Source organism: Actinomyces johnsonii (assembly GCF_006546835.1).
Taxonomy (GTDB): Bacteria; Actinomycetota; Actinomycetes; order Actinomycetales; family Actinomycetaceae; genus Actinomyces; species Actinomyces johnsonii.
In genome coordinates this window covers 295024-308674 of sequence record NZ_VICB01000004.1, presented here as the reverse complement: position 1 = coordinate 308674, position 13651 = coordinate 295024, and the positions used below count along the sequence as shown (strand labels likewise).

14 protein-coding genes are annotated in these 13651 nt (G+C 69.7%); 2 read left to right on the top strand and 12 right to left on the bottom strand.

Annotated elements, in window-relative coordinates; genetic code table 11:
* Positions 1-49: 49 nt before the first annotated feature.
* The 4 genes from frr to rpsB form a co-directional block, all read right to left on the bottom strand.
* Entirely contained in the window at positions 50-607 is a 558-nt protein-coding gene (gene frr / locus FK256_RS04090) for a ribosome recycling factor (protein ID WP_009232167.1), read from the bottom strand.
* Between the two features lie 143 nt (positions 608-750).
* Positions 751-1503, bottom strand: a complete 753-nt coding sequence (gene pyrH / locus FK256_RS04085) for a UMP kinase (protein ID WP_009232168.1) — start codon at positions 1501-1503, stop codon at positions 751-753.
* 260 nt (positions 1504-1763) lie between these two features.
* Complete coding sequence (tsf, locus tag FK256_RS04080; protein WP_141423807.1) at positions 1764-2603, bottom strand: translation elongation factor Ts; 840 nt, start codon at positions 2601-2603, stop codon at positions 1764-1766.
* Between the two features lie 115 nt (positions 2604-2718).
* Complete coding sequence (gene rpsB, locus FK256_RS04075; RefSeq protein ID WP_141423806.1) at positions 2719-3558, bottom strand: 30S ribosomal protein S2; 840 nt, start codon at positions 3556-3558, stop codon at positions 2719-2721.
* Between the two features lie 688 nt (positions 3559-4246).
* Between rpsB and FK256_RS04070 the strand changes: the two genes are divergently transcribed.
* Complete coding sequence (locus tag FK256_RS04070) at positions 4247-4975, top strand: M23 family metallopeptidase (RefSeq protein ID WP_141423805.1); 729 nt, start codon at positions 4247-4249, stop codon at positions 4973-4975.
* Between the two features lie 17 nt (positions 4976-4992).
* On the opposite strand, the gene FK256_RS04065 is transcribed toward FK256_RS04070, so the two are convergent.
* Positions 4993-5916 (bottom strand): tyrosine recombinase XerC, encoded by a 924-nt coding sequence (locus FK256_RS04065; protein WP_141423804.1) that lies wholly within the window; start codon positions 5914-5916, stop codon positions 4993-4995.
* 248 nt (positions 5917-6164) lie between these two features.
* Between FK256_RS04065 and FK256_RS04060 the strand changes: the two genes are divergently transcribed.
* Positions 6165-6914 carry an FHA domain-containing protein gene (locus FK256_RS04060; RefSeq protein WP_021605735.1) on the top strand — a complete coding sequence of 250 codons (750 nt, stop codon included), beginning with the start codon at positions 6165-6167 and terminating at the stop codon, positions 6912-6914.
* A gap of 75 nt (positions 6915-6989) precedes the next feature.
* On the opposite strand, the gene FK256_RS04055 is transcribed toward FK256_RS04060, so the two are convergent.
* The 7 genes from FK256_RS04055 to rplS all read right to left on the bottom strand — a co-directional run bounded on the left by FK256_RS04055 (position 6990) and on the right by rplS (position 13608).
* The gene (locus tag FK256_RS04055) at positions 6990-8423 is read right to left on the bottom strand and encodes a DNA-processing protein DprA (protein WP_141423803.1); all 1434 of its coding nucleotides are present in this window, start codon (positions 8421-8423) and stop codon (positions 6990-6992) included.
* A complete protein-coding gene (locus tag FK256_RS04050; protein WP_141423802.1) occupies positions 8420-9988 on the bottom strand; it encodes a YifB family Mg chelatase-like AAA ATPase in 1569 nt (522 codons plus the stop codon). The genes FK256_RS04055 and FK256_RS04050 overlap by 4 nt, the downstream gene beginning before the upstream one ends.
* Positions 9979-10539 carry a YraN family protein gene (locus FK256_RS04045; protein WP_141423801.1) on the bottom strand — a complete coding sequence of 187 codons (561 nt, stop codon included), beginning with the start codon at positions 10537-10539 and terminating at the stop codon, positions 9979-9981. The genes FK256_RS04050 and FK256_RS04045 overlap by 10 nt, the downstream gene beginning before the upstream one ends.
* A gap of 164 nt (positions 10540-10703) precedes the next feature.
* Positions 10704-11012, bottom strand: a complete 309-nt coding sequence (locus tag FK256_RS04040) for a DUF2469 domain-containing protein (RefSeq protein WP_009232177.1) — start codon at positions 11010-11012, stop codon at positions 10704-10706.
* A 105-nt stretch (positions 11013-11117) separates the two neighbouring features.
* Complete coding sequence (locus tag FK256_RS04035; protein WP_141423800.1) at positions 11118-11840, bottom strand: ribonuclease HII; 723 nt, start codon at positions 11838-11840, stop codon at positions 11118-11120.
* Positions 11837-13147 (bottom strand): signal peptidase I, encoded by a 1311-nt coding sequence (gene lepB, locus FK256_RS04030; protein ID WP_141423799.1) that lies wholly within the window; start codon positions 13145-13147, stop codon positions 11837-11839. The genes FK256_RS04035 and lepB overlap by 4 nt, the downstream gene beginning before the upstream one ends.
* A 113-nt stretch (positions 13148-13260) precedes the next feature.
* Positions 13261-13608, bottom strand: a complete 348-nt coding sequence (gene rplS / locus FK256_RS04025) for a 50S ribosomal protein L19 (RefSeq protein ID WP_009232180.1) — start codon at positions 13606-13608, stop codon at positions 13261-13263.
* Between the last annotated feature and the right edge of the window lie 43 nt (positions 13609-13651).

The following is a 13651-nucleotide window of genomic DNA, read 5'->3' as shown; positions in this document are numbered from 1 at the left end:
GGGGAGGAACCGGCGCACACAGACGCGGCGGCACCAGGGATCGGAGGGGTCAGACCTCCAGAAGCTCGCCCTCTTTGGCGCTCAGAGCGGCGTCGATCTGCTCGACGAAGCGCTTGGTGAGTCCGTCGAGCTCGTGCTCGGCGCGCTTGACGTCGTCCTCACCGGCTTCGCCGTCCTTCTTGATGGCCTCGAGCTCCTTCTTGGCCTTGCCGCGGATGCCGCGCACCTGGACACGAGAGTCCTCGGCGCGGGAACGGGCGAGTTTGACGTAGTCCTTGCGGCGCTCCTCGGTCAACGCCGGCAGGGTGACGCGGATGACGGTGCCGTCGTCGGTGGGGTTGACACCGAGGTCGGACTCGCGGATGGCGGTGACGATGTCCTTCATGGCGGAGCGGTCGAAGGGGCTGACCAGGACGGTGCGGGCCTCGGGGATCGTCAGGGAGGCGAGCTGCTGGAGCGGGGTGGGGGCGCCGTAGTAGTCCACCACGATCCCGTTGAACATCGAGGGGTTGGCGCGGCCGGTGCGGATGGAGGCGAGCTCGCTCTTGGCGGCCTGGAGGGCCTTGTCCATCTTGTCCTCGGCCTCGAGCATGACGTCGTCGATCATGGTGCTTCCTTTGCTGGGCGGTCGTGGGTTCGTGTATCGGTGTCGGCCATCGCGGGGACGGCGGTGCAGGCGGTGGGTATGCGGCGGACGGGTCCGGGGCCCTGGGCGGGTTCGCCGTCGGTCCCGCGGAGGCGGCCACCGGGTTAGTTGCAGCTGACGAGTGTTCCGATTCTCTCACCCAGGAGGGCGCGGGTGATATTACCGGGCTCCCCCATGCCGAAGACGCGCATGGCTAGGCCGTTGTCGCGGCACAGAGCGAAGGCGGAGGCGTCGACCACCTGGAGGCCGTCGGCCAGTGCTCGCTCGTAGGTGAGGTGGTCGAGGCGCCTGGCATCGGGATTTCTACGGGGATCGGCGGTGTAGACGCCGTCAACGCCGTTCTTGCCCACGAGCAGCTCGTCGCAGTGGGTCTCCAGGGCCCGCTGGGCCGAGACCGTGTCGGTGGAGAAATAGGGAAGACCAGCGCCAGCGCCGAAGACGACGACTCGGTTCTTCTCCATGTGGCGGATGGCGCGCAGAGGGATGTAGGACTCGGCGACCTGTCCCATGGCGATGGCTGTCTGGACGCGGGCCGGCACGCCCGCCTTCTCGATGAAGTCCTGGAGGGCCAGGGCGTTCATGACGGTTCCCAGCATGCCCATGTAGTCGGCGCGGGCGCGGTCCATGCCCCGAGAGGAGAGCTCCGCGCCGCGGAAGAAGTTCCCGCCTCCGACGACGACGGAGACCTGGATGCCGGCACGGACGGCGTCGGCGATCTGGCGGGCGGCGTCGGAGACGACGTCGGGATCCAGCCCTATCGACCCACCCCCGAAGACCTCCCCGGAGAGCTTGAGCAGGACGCGTCTGGGGTGCGTGCCGTGGGCGACGCGGTCATCACGAGCCGGTTCCTGACTCATTGCGCTATGTCTCCTGGGTTCGGTGGGCAGACTGCGCACAGCCTACCCCGTCCGCGACGGCACCGGGCCACGATGGTGATCACCCGGAGGGGTCAGACACGCCATGGGACTATGCGATGCAACATGCCGGACCGGCCGTCGACGAATCGGGCGACGAAACGGGGCGGGGCCACGAGCATGGTGCTCGTGGCCCCGCCCCGTCAGTCCTCGGCCGGTCCGACGGCGCCGGTTCCTGGCAGGCCGGACGTGCGGCGGACGGCTCAGGCGCCGACGCGGAAGCGCACGAAGCCGGTCAGCTCGCCGCCGGTGGCCTCGATGACCTTGCCGACCGTGGTCTTGGGGTCCTTGGCGAAGGCCTGGTCGATCAGGACGTTCTCCTTGAAGAAGCCGCTGAGGCGACCCTCGACGATCTTGGGGATGGCCTTCTCAGGCTTGCCCTCGGCGCGGGTGGTCTCCTCGGCGATGGCGCGCTCCTTGTCCACGACCTCAGCCGGCACGTCGTCGCGGGTGGTGTAGGCCGGGGAGTAGGCGGCGATGTGCATGGCGACGTCGTGGGCCACCTCGGCGGCCTTGGCGTCGGTGCCCACCAGGACGCCGACCTGGGCGGGCAGGTCGGGGTTGGTGCGGTGCAGGTAGAGCTCGATCTTGTCGGCCTCGAGGCGGCCGACGCGACGCACGACGATCTTCTCGCCGATGACGGCCTGCATGCCGTCGGTGAGCTCCTTGACGGTGGAGCCGTCGACCTCGACCTTGGCCAGGGCGTCGGCGTCGGTGGCGCCGGAGTCGAGGGCGGCGGTGAGGACCTGCTCGGCGTAGTCGAGGAACTTCTGGTTCTTGGCCACGAAGTCGGTCTCGGCGTTGATCTCGACGAGGATGCCGACCTGGCCGTTGCCGGAGTCGACGACCTTGGCGGCGATGAGGCCGGCGGAGGCGGCGCGGCCCTCGCGCTTGGCGATGCCCTTGAGGCCCTTGACGCGAATGATCTCAATGGCCTTCTCGGCATCGCCGTTAGCCTCGTCGAGGGCCTTCTTGACGTCGAGCATGCCGGCGCCGGTCTTCTCGCGCAGCGCCTTGATGTCGGCAGTGGTGTAGTTCGCCATGAATGTCTCCTGGTCAGTCAGTGACTAATAGACGTGTGAAAAAGAACGTGTGAAAGGTGTTCACAGCGCGCAGGCGCCGCGCTGTGAACAAGAAGCGAGGGCGATGCGCCCGGGCTCAGGCCTGCTCGGCGGCAGGGGCCTCGGCAGTCTGCGAGGCGGCCTCGGCGTCCTCGGCTCCGGCGAGGAGCTGAGCCTCCCACTCGGGCAGCGGCTCGGCGTCGGCGGCGGCGACCTCGGCCTCCTCGCCGGTGCGGGCGCGGCCGCCGGAGCGGGCCAGCAGGCCCTCGGCGGTGGCGTCGGCGACGACGCGGGTGAGCAGGGTGACGGCGCGGATGGCGTCGTCGTTGCCGGGAATGCCGTAGGTGGCCTCGTCCGGGTCGCAGTTGGTGTCCAGGATGGCGATGACCGGGATCCCGAGCTTCTGGGCCTCGGAGATGGCCAGGTGCTCCTTCTTGGTGTCCACGACCCACACTGCCGCGGGGAGCTTGCTCATGTCGCGGATGCCGCCCAGGGTGCGCTGGAGCTTGTCCTTCTCGCGGCGCATCATGAGCAGCTCCTTCTTGGTGCGGCCAGAGCCGGCCACGTCATCGAAGTCGACCTGCTCGAGCTCCTTCATGCGGTCCAGGCGGGCGCGCACGGTGGAGAAGTTGGTGAGCATGCCGCCCAGCCAGCGCTGGTTGACGTAGGGCATGCCGACGCGCTGGGCCTGCTCGGCCACGGCGGCCTGGGCCTGCTTCTTGGTCCCGACGAACAGGATGTTGCCGCCGCGAGCGACGATCTCCTTGACGAAGTCGTAGGCGGTGTTGATGCCCTCGATGGACTGCTGGAGGTCGATGATGTAGATGCCGTTGCGCTCGGTGAGGATGAAGCGCTTCATCTTGGGGTTCCAGCGACGGGTCTGGTGCCCGAAGTGGACACCGCTATCAAGGAGCTGGCGCATGGTAACGACGGCCATGACGGTCCTTCCGTGTGTGCCGAGAGGTTGCTCGACGCACGATCATTCGGGGGACGGCCAAGCAGTGCGCTCGGACGCGTCCCGGTGTTCTTCTCTCTGGGTTGTTCCCCTTGGCTCCGTGCGCTCGAGGGCGCACGCCGAGACGGCGACCGGCCAGGATGCCGATGCGGATGGGGCCTGGCGCCTGCGACGCACGGCCACCCGTTCACCGTGGCGAGCCATAATGACCGGGACCGCGACCGTGTCGCCCGGAGGGACGTCCCGAGATGCTCGGGTGCAGGCGCGCGAAGTCAGCATTCCTGGCTCGTCTCCCACCGATGCCGGAGCGATCCGCAGAATGCTGCGGGGCGAGGCTACCACAGGGCCATCCCCGCTGCCGAGGCGGATTCGGCGGCATTCAGAGTCATTCCGGTCACCACAGGCCACTTCCCGAGAGCGTTTTCCACAGGGCCGACGACGTCCCCGGCAAGCGGGGTCCGATGGCGCGCACCCTGATGGCATGCACCCAGGACAGAAACTACAGACAGCACAACGAGTGCAGCGAGCACACGGGGCATGCGGGGAACGCCGGGAACGCGGCACCGGGTTGCCGGGGCGCCGTCGGCCCCCTCGCGTACCGCCTGATGCTCCTCACACGCCAGGTGCCGGCAGAACCCGGCGCCTGACGGCTGCGACCACGGCCCTGCTCGTGACCGGAGCGCTCACCGCACTACCGCCGACCACAGTATCTTCTGACGGATCGCCGACTGCTCCGGCTTGGGAGGCGAGCACGACCCCGGGTCCGGGCTCGGCTCTGCACGAGGATTCCGGCTCACCACCGGAGATCGGGGATCCTGCGTTCCCCGAGGTTACGAGCGCCTCTACCGGGCCGACCGGTTCAGCGACTTCAGCGACCTCACTGTCCTCCCTCTTCACGGACGCCAGCCTCATCACCCGGTTCGTCGAGGAGACGGGTGCGGGCGCGCAGCAAGGTGTGGAACAGCCCCTGGAGCCCCGGCGTCCACGCGGACGCTACCAGTGGCCCACCGGCGCACCGGCCGCCGTCGTGGAGGGCTTCGATCCGCCTGCCGTGGTGTGGGGACGCGGGCACCGGGGAGTCGATCTTGCGGCCGCGGAAGGCACGCAGATCCGCAGCGCTGCTGCGGGAACGGTCGTCTTCGCCGGCACGGTTGCCGGGCGCCCGGTGGTCTCAGTCGACCACGGAGACGGGATCCGCACCACCTATGAGCCGGTGGAACCGAGTGTCAGTGCGGGTGAGACGGTGGATGCGGGACAGGTCATCGGCACCTTGCTGCCGGGGCACCGTTCGGACGGGGTCTGCGCCCTGCACTGGGGGGCGCGCACCGGCCCCAAGACCTATATCGACCCGCTGCGCCTGCTCGAGCCAGCTGTCATCCGCCTCAAGCCGATCCAGTAGGGCCGGCTATCAGCGCCTCAGGCGCGGGGGAAGGCCTGCTCGTAGACGCTGCGAAGTCGCTCGGCCGAGACATGGGTGTAGCGCTGGGTGGTGGCCAGTGATGAGTGTCCGAGCAGCTCCTGAACGCTGCGCAGGTCCGCTCCCCCGCTCAGGACGTGGGTGGCTGCGCTGTGGCGCAGCCCGTGCGGCCCCAGGTCGGGGACCCGGGCGGCTGCGCACAGCCGGTGGACGATTTCCCGCACCGCTCGGGGGTCGATGCGGCGTCCTCGCGCCCCCAGGAAGAGCGCGGCTCCGGCGTCGGGAGCACAGATCTCGGCGCGCAGGCCCAGCCAATCCTCCAAAGCCCTGGCGGCGGGCAGCCCGTACGGTACGGTGCGCTCCTTACGGCCCTTGCCCAGGACCCTCAGGGTGCGCTGGGAGTGGTCGAGGTCGGTGACATCGAGGCCGACGAGCTCGCTGACCCGCACGCCGGTCGCATAGAGCGTCTCGATGATGGCCAGGTCCCGCACGGCCAGGGCGTCCCGGTCCGAGGCGAGGTCGGCGGCGATCTTGAGCAGGTGCGAGGCCTGCTTAGTCGTCAACACCCCGGGCAGGCGGTTGTCGACACGAGGGGAGCGCAGGCGCGCGGCGATGTCGGAGGCGAGCAGCCCCTCCTCGAAGGCCCAGATGGAGAAGGTTCTTATGGAGGCGGAGCGGCGGGCCAGGGTGGCGCGCGAATGCCCGCTCGCGGCCAGTGCGGCGAGCCAATCCCGCAGATCGGCCAGATCGAGGGTGGCCAGGGCCGGGCCGACGGGCTCGGCATCGTCCTGACCGACGCCGAGGAAGCTCAAGAGGTCGCCCACGTCGACGAGATAGGCGCGCACGGTGTGCGGGGACAGATCCCGTTGCAGGGACAGGTGCCTACGGTAGGCGGCGAGGAGGTTGGCGCGCGTCCCTGGCATGGCGGCCCCCTTGGCAGCGGCATTCGCGGGTGAAAGACAGGTGGGCTCGGAGAACTGTACGCGGGTGTCGGCGATGCGCCGGACATCGACACAGCAACAGATCTCACGATGTCTGTCAATAGGCACCACAGCCTTTCTACCATTTGGACGGTCATGGCATCCTTGGAGGAAGGATGGCCTCGCTTCTCGGGCGACCGTTCCCAGGCATCCCGACCCGCATGACAGCAGAACCTCAAGGAGTGACGACGATGACTGAAGAGCCCCTGCTCCTCGACTTCGTTGGCGAGCTGTTTCGGATCCAGCCCGGAACGTCCTTCCAGATCGGCCGAGAAGGCGATCTCGTGCTCGATGAGGACAATCTCTTCCTCCATCGGCGCTTTCTCATCATCGAGCACGATGCCGACCTGTGGTGGGTGGCCAATATCGGCTCCCGCATCGGCGCCACGATCACCGAGCGCTCCGGCACCTCTCGCTCGTGGGTGGCCCCCGGCTCCCGGGTACCACTGGTCTTCCCGGACATGGCGATCGTCTTCACCGCGGGCTCCACCACCTACGAGATCCTTCTGCGGGTCCCCTTCCCCGGGTACGAGATCTCTCAGAACAGAAACGTGCCACCGGCCTCGGGCCAGACCACCGTGGGCATGGTGAACCTGACCCGCAATCAGCACCTGGTGACACTGGCCCTGGCGGAGCCCTGGCTGCGTCGTACCGGCACCGGCCCGGTCGACCTGCCTCGCAACACCGACGCCGCCGCCCGCCTGGGATGGAAGATCACTCGTTTCAACCGAGCACTGGACAACGTCTGCGACAAGCTCGACCGCGTCGGGGTCAGGGGTATGCGGGGCGGCCCGCGCATGCACGCCTCCTACAGGCGCACCGCGCTGGTCGACTACGCGCTGACGGCCCGATTGGTCACCATCGAGGATCTGCCGCTGCTGGACGAGGAGGCCCGCCATACCAGGCAGGAGCTCGCGCTGTCCTCCGCCACCGTCATCTGACTCCTGCGGGGCACCGCCCCGGTGGGCGCGCGGTTGCGCCGATCCGCCGGCGGTAGGAGGGCTTGTCCCCGGATGCTAACGACGCCTTCGCCAGCCCGTGGCGGTGCGCTCCACTCTCCCCATGAGCTCCAGTACCCCCAAGGCCGTTGTGGTCTCCTTTAGGGACAGGCCCCCGGAGCGGACGATGGCCTCGGTGGTAGCGGATGCTCGGGCCGGCATGGCATCCAGGACGACGGCACTGTCCGGTTCCAGTCCGTCCAGGAGGCCGTCTCCCACCAGCCCGGGGTCCTGCTCCTTGACGGCGTCGGCATCTACAGTGCCCAGCGGAGTCAAGAGCTCGAGGGCGTCGTCGGCATCGGTGATGCAAACCGCTCCTTTGCGCAGGAGGCGGTGGCAGCCGACCGAGGACATGGAGGTCACCGGTCCGGGGATGGCGCCCACCGGTCTGCCCATGTCGAGGGCCCTGTGGGCGGTGGACAGGGCTCCGGAGCGCCAGGCCGCCTCGACCACGATCGTCGCCCCAGAGATGGCCGCTATGACGCGGTTGCGTGAGACGAACCGGTGGCGGCCGGGCTGGCATCCCGGCGGCACCTCCGCCACCAGCGCCCCGTTGGCGATGACCGCCTCCAGCACACCGGCGTTGCCGACTGGGTAGAGACGATCCACTCCCCCGGCGGACACGGACACGGTTGGCCCTTCGCACAGGGCCCCGCGGTGCGCGCATGCGTCAATGCCGAAGGCGCCGCCGGAAACGATGAGGCCGCCCCTCGCTGTGACCCCCGAGGCCAGGGACGTGGCCACACCCTCGCCGTACCGGGTGCAGGCCCGGGCCCCCACCAGCGCCAGGCTCAGTCCGTTGGCCGGGCCCGCCGGCATCCGTTGCTCGCGAACGGGCAAGCTCCGGGTGTCGACGATCGCCTCGCGGACGAGTGCTCCGGCCCGCCCACCGGTGTCCGCACTGCTCCGGTCTGCCTGCGCACCGTCGTTCCGGTTCCTGGGCCCTGAGCCGGCCCCGTCACCGCTCACGTCGGCATCCTTCAGGTCCCCGGCGCTGACCAGCAGCGACGGATCGCCGCGCACCCACAGGCAGAAGGGCGGGTGGTCCAACTCATCGAGCCCCGGCGGCCACCAGGCGTCTCCGGGGAGGATGAGGCTGCCGCCGAGGCGATCGAGCACGTCCAGCTCGCGGCGGATGTCCAGTCCCTCCAGACGCGGCGCCCATCTGGCGGCGACCTGCGCCCAGTGAGTGCTGACCACACCCGCGCTGGAGGTGCCCGGGGGTGGTTCCGGAACGGGTGGGCGCGGGGCGCTGCGCATGTGTCCCGAGGAGTCGATGGCCTCCTCCAGGAGCCATCTCAGGGCGGCGCTCGGTCCGAGTCGGCCCACCAGTATCGCGGCAGCGGCGCTGTCGGGCTCCGCCAGGCGCGACCACGTGGCTCGAGCCAGCGCCGGGTCGTCGATGTCGTAGGGCAGGCCGGGAGTCAATTCGGGAGTCTGTTCAGGAGTCATGGTCGTACTCCAGAGGTTCTCAGGGCCAGTGCGGTCCCGATATGGGTGAGGGTGAGCGCGTCGGCGCCCTCGAGATCGGCCAGGGTCCAGGCCAGTCTGAGGACCCGGTCCACCCCGCGCAGAGACAGGTCCCCACGTTCCAGGGCGCTCATGAGCCGGCGGCTGAGCGGAGCGCTCAGTCCGCCGTTGGGACCCCTGAGGTAGGAACCGGGAACCTCGGCGTTGAGGCGCCATGGCGTGCCGGCCAGGCGGCGCGCCGCGGCGCGCCGGGCCCGCAGGACCCGCTGCGCCACCACGGCGCTGGACTCGTTGCCCGCCGGGTCGGCGAGATCGGCGGCGCTGACGGCGGCGACCTCGACCTGAATATCCACCCGGTCCAGCAGGGGCCCTGACAGGCGCGAGAAGTAGCGTCGTCGCTGCAAGGAGGTGCAGGTGCACTCCAGGCCGCGGCCACCGGCCTTGCCGCACGGGCAGGGGTTAGCGGCCAGGACGAGCTGGAAGGCGGCCGGGTAGCTGGCGCGGCCGCCCACGCGGTCGATGGTGACCGTTCCGGACTCCAGGGGCTGGCGCAGGCAGTCCAGGACACCGGCGCTGAACTCGGGGGCCTCGTCGAGGAACAGCACGCCGCGATGGGCCAGCGAGACGTCTCCGGGACGGGGCAGACCGGATCCGCCTCCGACGACGGCTGCCCGGGTGGCGGTGTGGTGCGGCGCGCGCAGCGGTGGCCGGGTGATGAGTCCATGGGCGGGGTTGAAGGTGCCGGCCACGGAGTGGATGGAGGTGACGGTGACGGCGTCGGAGCGCTCCAGGGGCGGCAGGATCGAGGGCAGACGCTCGGCGAGCATGGTCTTCCCCGTGCCCGGCGGCCCCACCATGATGAGGTGGTGGCCCCCGGCCGCGGCGACCTCGAGGGCCCGCCTGGCCTCGGCCTGCCCGACGACATCGGCCAGATCCGGCGGCTCGCGATCCTGGGCGGCGGCTGGATCTGCGTCGTCGCGCAGCTCGGCGATCTGCTCCACCGCGGCGGCCACGGCCGCACTCAAACGCCCGCCGTAGCGGTCCACGAGCTGACCGATATGGCTGATGGCGGTGACCCGGGCGCCGGGGACCAGTTCGGCCTCGGCGGCCGCCTCCCGGGCGACGACGATCTCCTCCACTCCGGCGGCGACCGCGGCCTGGACGCTGGGCAGGACACCGCGCACCGAGTGCACCGAGCCGTCCAGCCCGAGCTCGCCGATGTACACGGTGCGCCTCAGGAGACCGGCCGCGGAGCGCCCGAGCCGCCCGCGGGCGCCCAGGACGGCCAGCGCGAGCGCCAGGTCCAGTCCGGTGCCGGTCTTGCGCAGATCCGCCGGGGAGAGGTTGACGGTCAGGCGCTGCTCTCCCCAGGTGACGCCGCAGGTGCTCAAGGCCGCACGGACGCGCTCGCGCGATTCTCGTACGGCGGCGTCGGGCAGGCCGACGAGGGTGAAGCCGGGCAGGCCCTGGACGGCGTGGGCCTCGACGTCGACGATGTGTCCGGCCAGCCCGGTCAGGGTGACCGCGAGTGTGTGTGCTAGCCCCATGACGCACCCACCGCCCGGTGGTGTCGCAGCAGAGCGGGCTGCGCCTCGCGAAGCAGGATGGAGACGACGTCGAGGCGCAGGCCGGCGTGCGGGACCTCGTGGGCGGATGCCCATGCGGCTGCCAGGGCGCGTAGCCGGGCGAGCTTGCGTGCGTCGACAGCGGCGGCCGGTGGGCCCTGGCGCAGGGAGCTGCGGGTCTTGACCTCGACAACAACCAGGGCGGGTCCTTCTCGCACCTCGCTGAGGCGGTCGATGTCGCCGCCGGGTTCCGGATCCCGGCCGCCGGGGGCGGGGTCGAGGGCGATGATGTCGAGCTCCCCGCGCAGCCCGCTGTTCGGCCGCCAGTTGCGCTCGAGGATCTGCCAACCGATGTCCTTCAGATAGACGGCCGCCAGATCCTCCCCGCGGCGCCCGGTGCGCAGGTGGGATGGGCGAGTCGAGGCGGCTCCCGCATCATCCGGGCTCTCGGCGGGGTCGGTGGGGACCCCATCGCCGGAGCGCGCTGTGATCGCCGTTCTCCCCGTTGCGACTGCTGTGACCTGTTCGGCCATGCCGATCACCTCCGCCACTAGCCTGAAGCCGGATCGACCGATTCGCGTCACGACCCGATCGGCTCTGTGGAGGGCACTGGCGAAAGCCGTCCTGTGGCCACCGGGCAACCGCGGTGCTCAGCGGACGGTGCGCGGTGGATGGCCAGAACAGGGGCAGCAGAGCGCTAGGAGGAGGGAATGTCCATCTCGAGCTTGGTGAGCTCCTCGACATTGACGTCCTTGAAGGTGACGACGTGGACGGACTTCACGAACCGGGAGGCGCGGTAGATGTCCCACACCCAGGCGTCCTCGAGGGTGAGCTCGAAGAAGACCTCCCCACCGTTGGTGCGTACCTGGACGTCGACGGCGTTGGCCAGGTAGAACCGTCGTTCGGTCTCCACCACGTAGGAGAACAGGGAGGCGACGTCGCGGTACTCCCGGTACAGCGAGAGCTCCAGCTCGTTCTCATAGGACTCGAGGTCTTCTGCACTCACCGGGCCATCATGCCTGTCGGCGGCGCCCGGGCCCAGCAGGCTGCCAGGGCGAGTCGGTCCTCCGGCCGGTCGTTGTCCGGCCGGTGGCGCCGGGTACCCGGCGCGTCAGCTCCGGTACTGCTCCACCCCGGGCAGACGCCAGCTGCGCCGGTGCTGGTTCCCGGCGCCCAGGGCGGCCAGGGCCTCGATATGGGTCGGCGAGGCGTACCCCTTGTTCGAGGCCCACCCGTAACCGGGATCGTCCAGACCGATCATGAGGGAGTCCCGTTCCACCTTGGCCAGGACACTGGCTGCGGCGACGACGGCGCAGCGGGCATCGGCCTTGACCTCCATGCGCACCGGCGGGATGGGGGCATCCACGGCGGGCTCGGGCGCCGCCCGCGAAGGCCGCCCGTCGCCCAGAACGGTGAGCAGGTCGGGCTGCGGGGCAGTGAGCCAGTCGGCCACGCCGTCGAGAATAACGATGTCGGGGGCGTATCCGCGCTCAGCGACACGTTGCAGGGCTCGCAGCCCCGCCAGTCGCAGGGCGCCGACGATGCCGCGCTCGTCGATCTCGGCGGGCGAGGCATGGGCGACGGCGCAGTCCACCAGCCAGTTGCGCACGGGCTCGACCAGGTCGGTGCGCGCACGGGCCGTCAGCTGTTTGGAGTCGGCCAGGCCTTCGGGGAAGGCATCGAGGGTGTCGCGTCCCACGACTGCCAGCCCTACGCTGACCGGTCCGGCGAGCGCACCGCGCCCGACCTCATCCAGGCCGCCGACGTAGTCGTGGGTCTCAAGCAGCTCGTTCTCAAGCGTCCGGTCGGGTCGGGGCCGTACTCGACGGCTCACCGCGTTATCCTCATGCCCGTTCCCGAGCCGCCGGATCCGCCCGAGGAGTTCGGCGAGTCGCCTCCTTCCGGGCCCGTGTCGGATCGTTCGCCGCCAGATGTCCCGGGCTCCGTGTCATCTCCCCCGATCCCCGAATCCGAGCCGATCCGGCCGGGCCCGTTGCGCTCGGAGCCGTCGGTCGCCTCACCGGTGTCGCTCTGCGAGCCGTCCGGGACCGTATTGTCCTCGTCGTCGGGGTCGTCGGCGTCGGTGGACCGCCGCGTTGGTGCGGTTGGCCTGCTCGGGGCAGGACTGGATGGCGAGGGGGTCGGCGAGACCGCGGTGGTGTCGTGATCGGGCACCTGGGAGAAGACTCGGTCTCCTCCCCCTAGGCTCCCCCATCGGCTCAGGCTCGTCCAGGAGAAGACCGCCTTGGCCACTCCGACGACATTCGTCAAGGGCACGAATCCTCCGTGCGCGTCGTCGCGGTGATAGCGCGAGTCCGCCGAGTTGCTGCGGTTGTCCCCCATAACCCACACATACCCCCGGGGGACGGTGACGTCGAAGGACGTCAGGGACGCGGACTGGCCGTCCTTGACATAGTTCTCCGTGACGACGACGCCGTTGACGCTCAGTGTTCCCTTCCCGTCGGCGACGACGTGGTCGCCTCCAACCCCGATGACCCGCTTGATGAGGTGGTGGCCGGTGCGCTCGGGCAGGAGGTGCAGGACGACGAAAGTCTTCTGGACGGCCCCGCGCAGTCCCGTCGGCTCCTTGACGTGGAGCCAGTCGTCGGGGTCGGAGAAGACGACGACGTCGCCACGGTCGATGCGGTCGGAGTCGAACATCGTGACCACGACCTGGTCTCCGTTACGCAGCGTGTTCTCCATGGAGCCCGAGGGGATCTCATAGGTCTGGACGACGAAAGTCCGCAGGAGAGCCGGGACCAGGATGATGACCGTCAGGACCAGCAGCACCCTCGTCAGTCGCTGTACCGGGGAACTGGTCTGCGGCGGAGGAATGGCGGGAGCGACGTTCCGACGTGGCTGGATGGAGGGGGGCAGGTCCACGGGCCCGTCGTCGGGTTCGGGATCTGCGTCGGGGTCGATGAACGGGTCATAGTCCCATTCCTCGCTGTCATCGACCGGGGCCGTGTTCGGAGGCTCTCCCGACGGATCAAGAGATTCGTCGTTGTCCTGGGGAGAGCTTGCGGAGGGAGCGCTGCAGGAAGGGGTGGCGGCGGATCTGGAGGCACGGCCGATCTGCGAAGGAGCGGCCTGCTTCAGGTCCAGTCCGACGTCGTCGGCCTCGTCCTGCGGCGGTCTCACCGTGCCCCTTCCCCCTTAAATCGATGTACGTGGGTCCGCCGCTACACGGCGATGAGAGATGACGAGCGCCCGGAGCCCGAGGGCTCCGGGCGCCGTCTTAAGAGCGCGGGCGCTCAGTCCTCACGACGCTCCTTGATCTTGGCGGCCTTACCGCGCAGGTTGCGCAGGTAGTAGAGCTTGGCGCGGCGCACCTGGCCCCGGGTGACGACCTCGATCTTCTCGATGGAGGGCGTGTGGACGGGGAAGGTGCGCTCGACGCCGACGCCGAAGGAGACCTTGCGGATGGTGAAGGTCTCCGAGACGCCGCCGCCCTGGCGGGCGATGACCACGCCCTGGAAGACCTGGACGCGGGAGCGGGTTCCCTCGACGACCTTGACGTGGACCTTGAGGGTGTCCCCGGGACGGAAGGAGGGGATGTCGTCGCGCAGTGATGCGGCGTTGATCTCGTCGATCAGGTTCATGTTTCTCTCCACACCCGTGCCACTGGTCAGGAGTGCTGGTTCG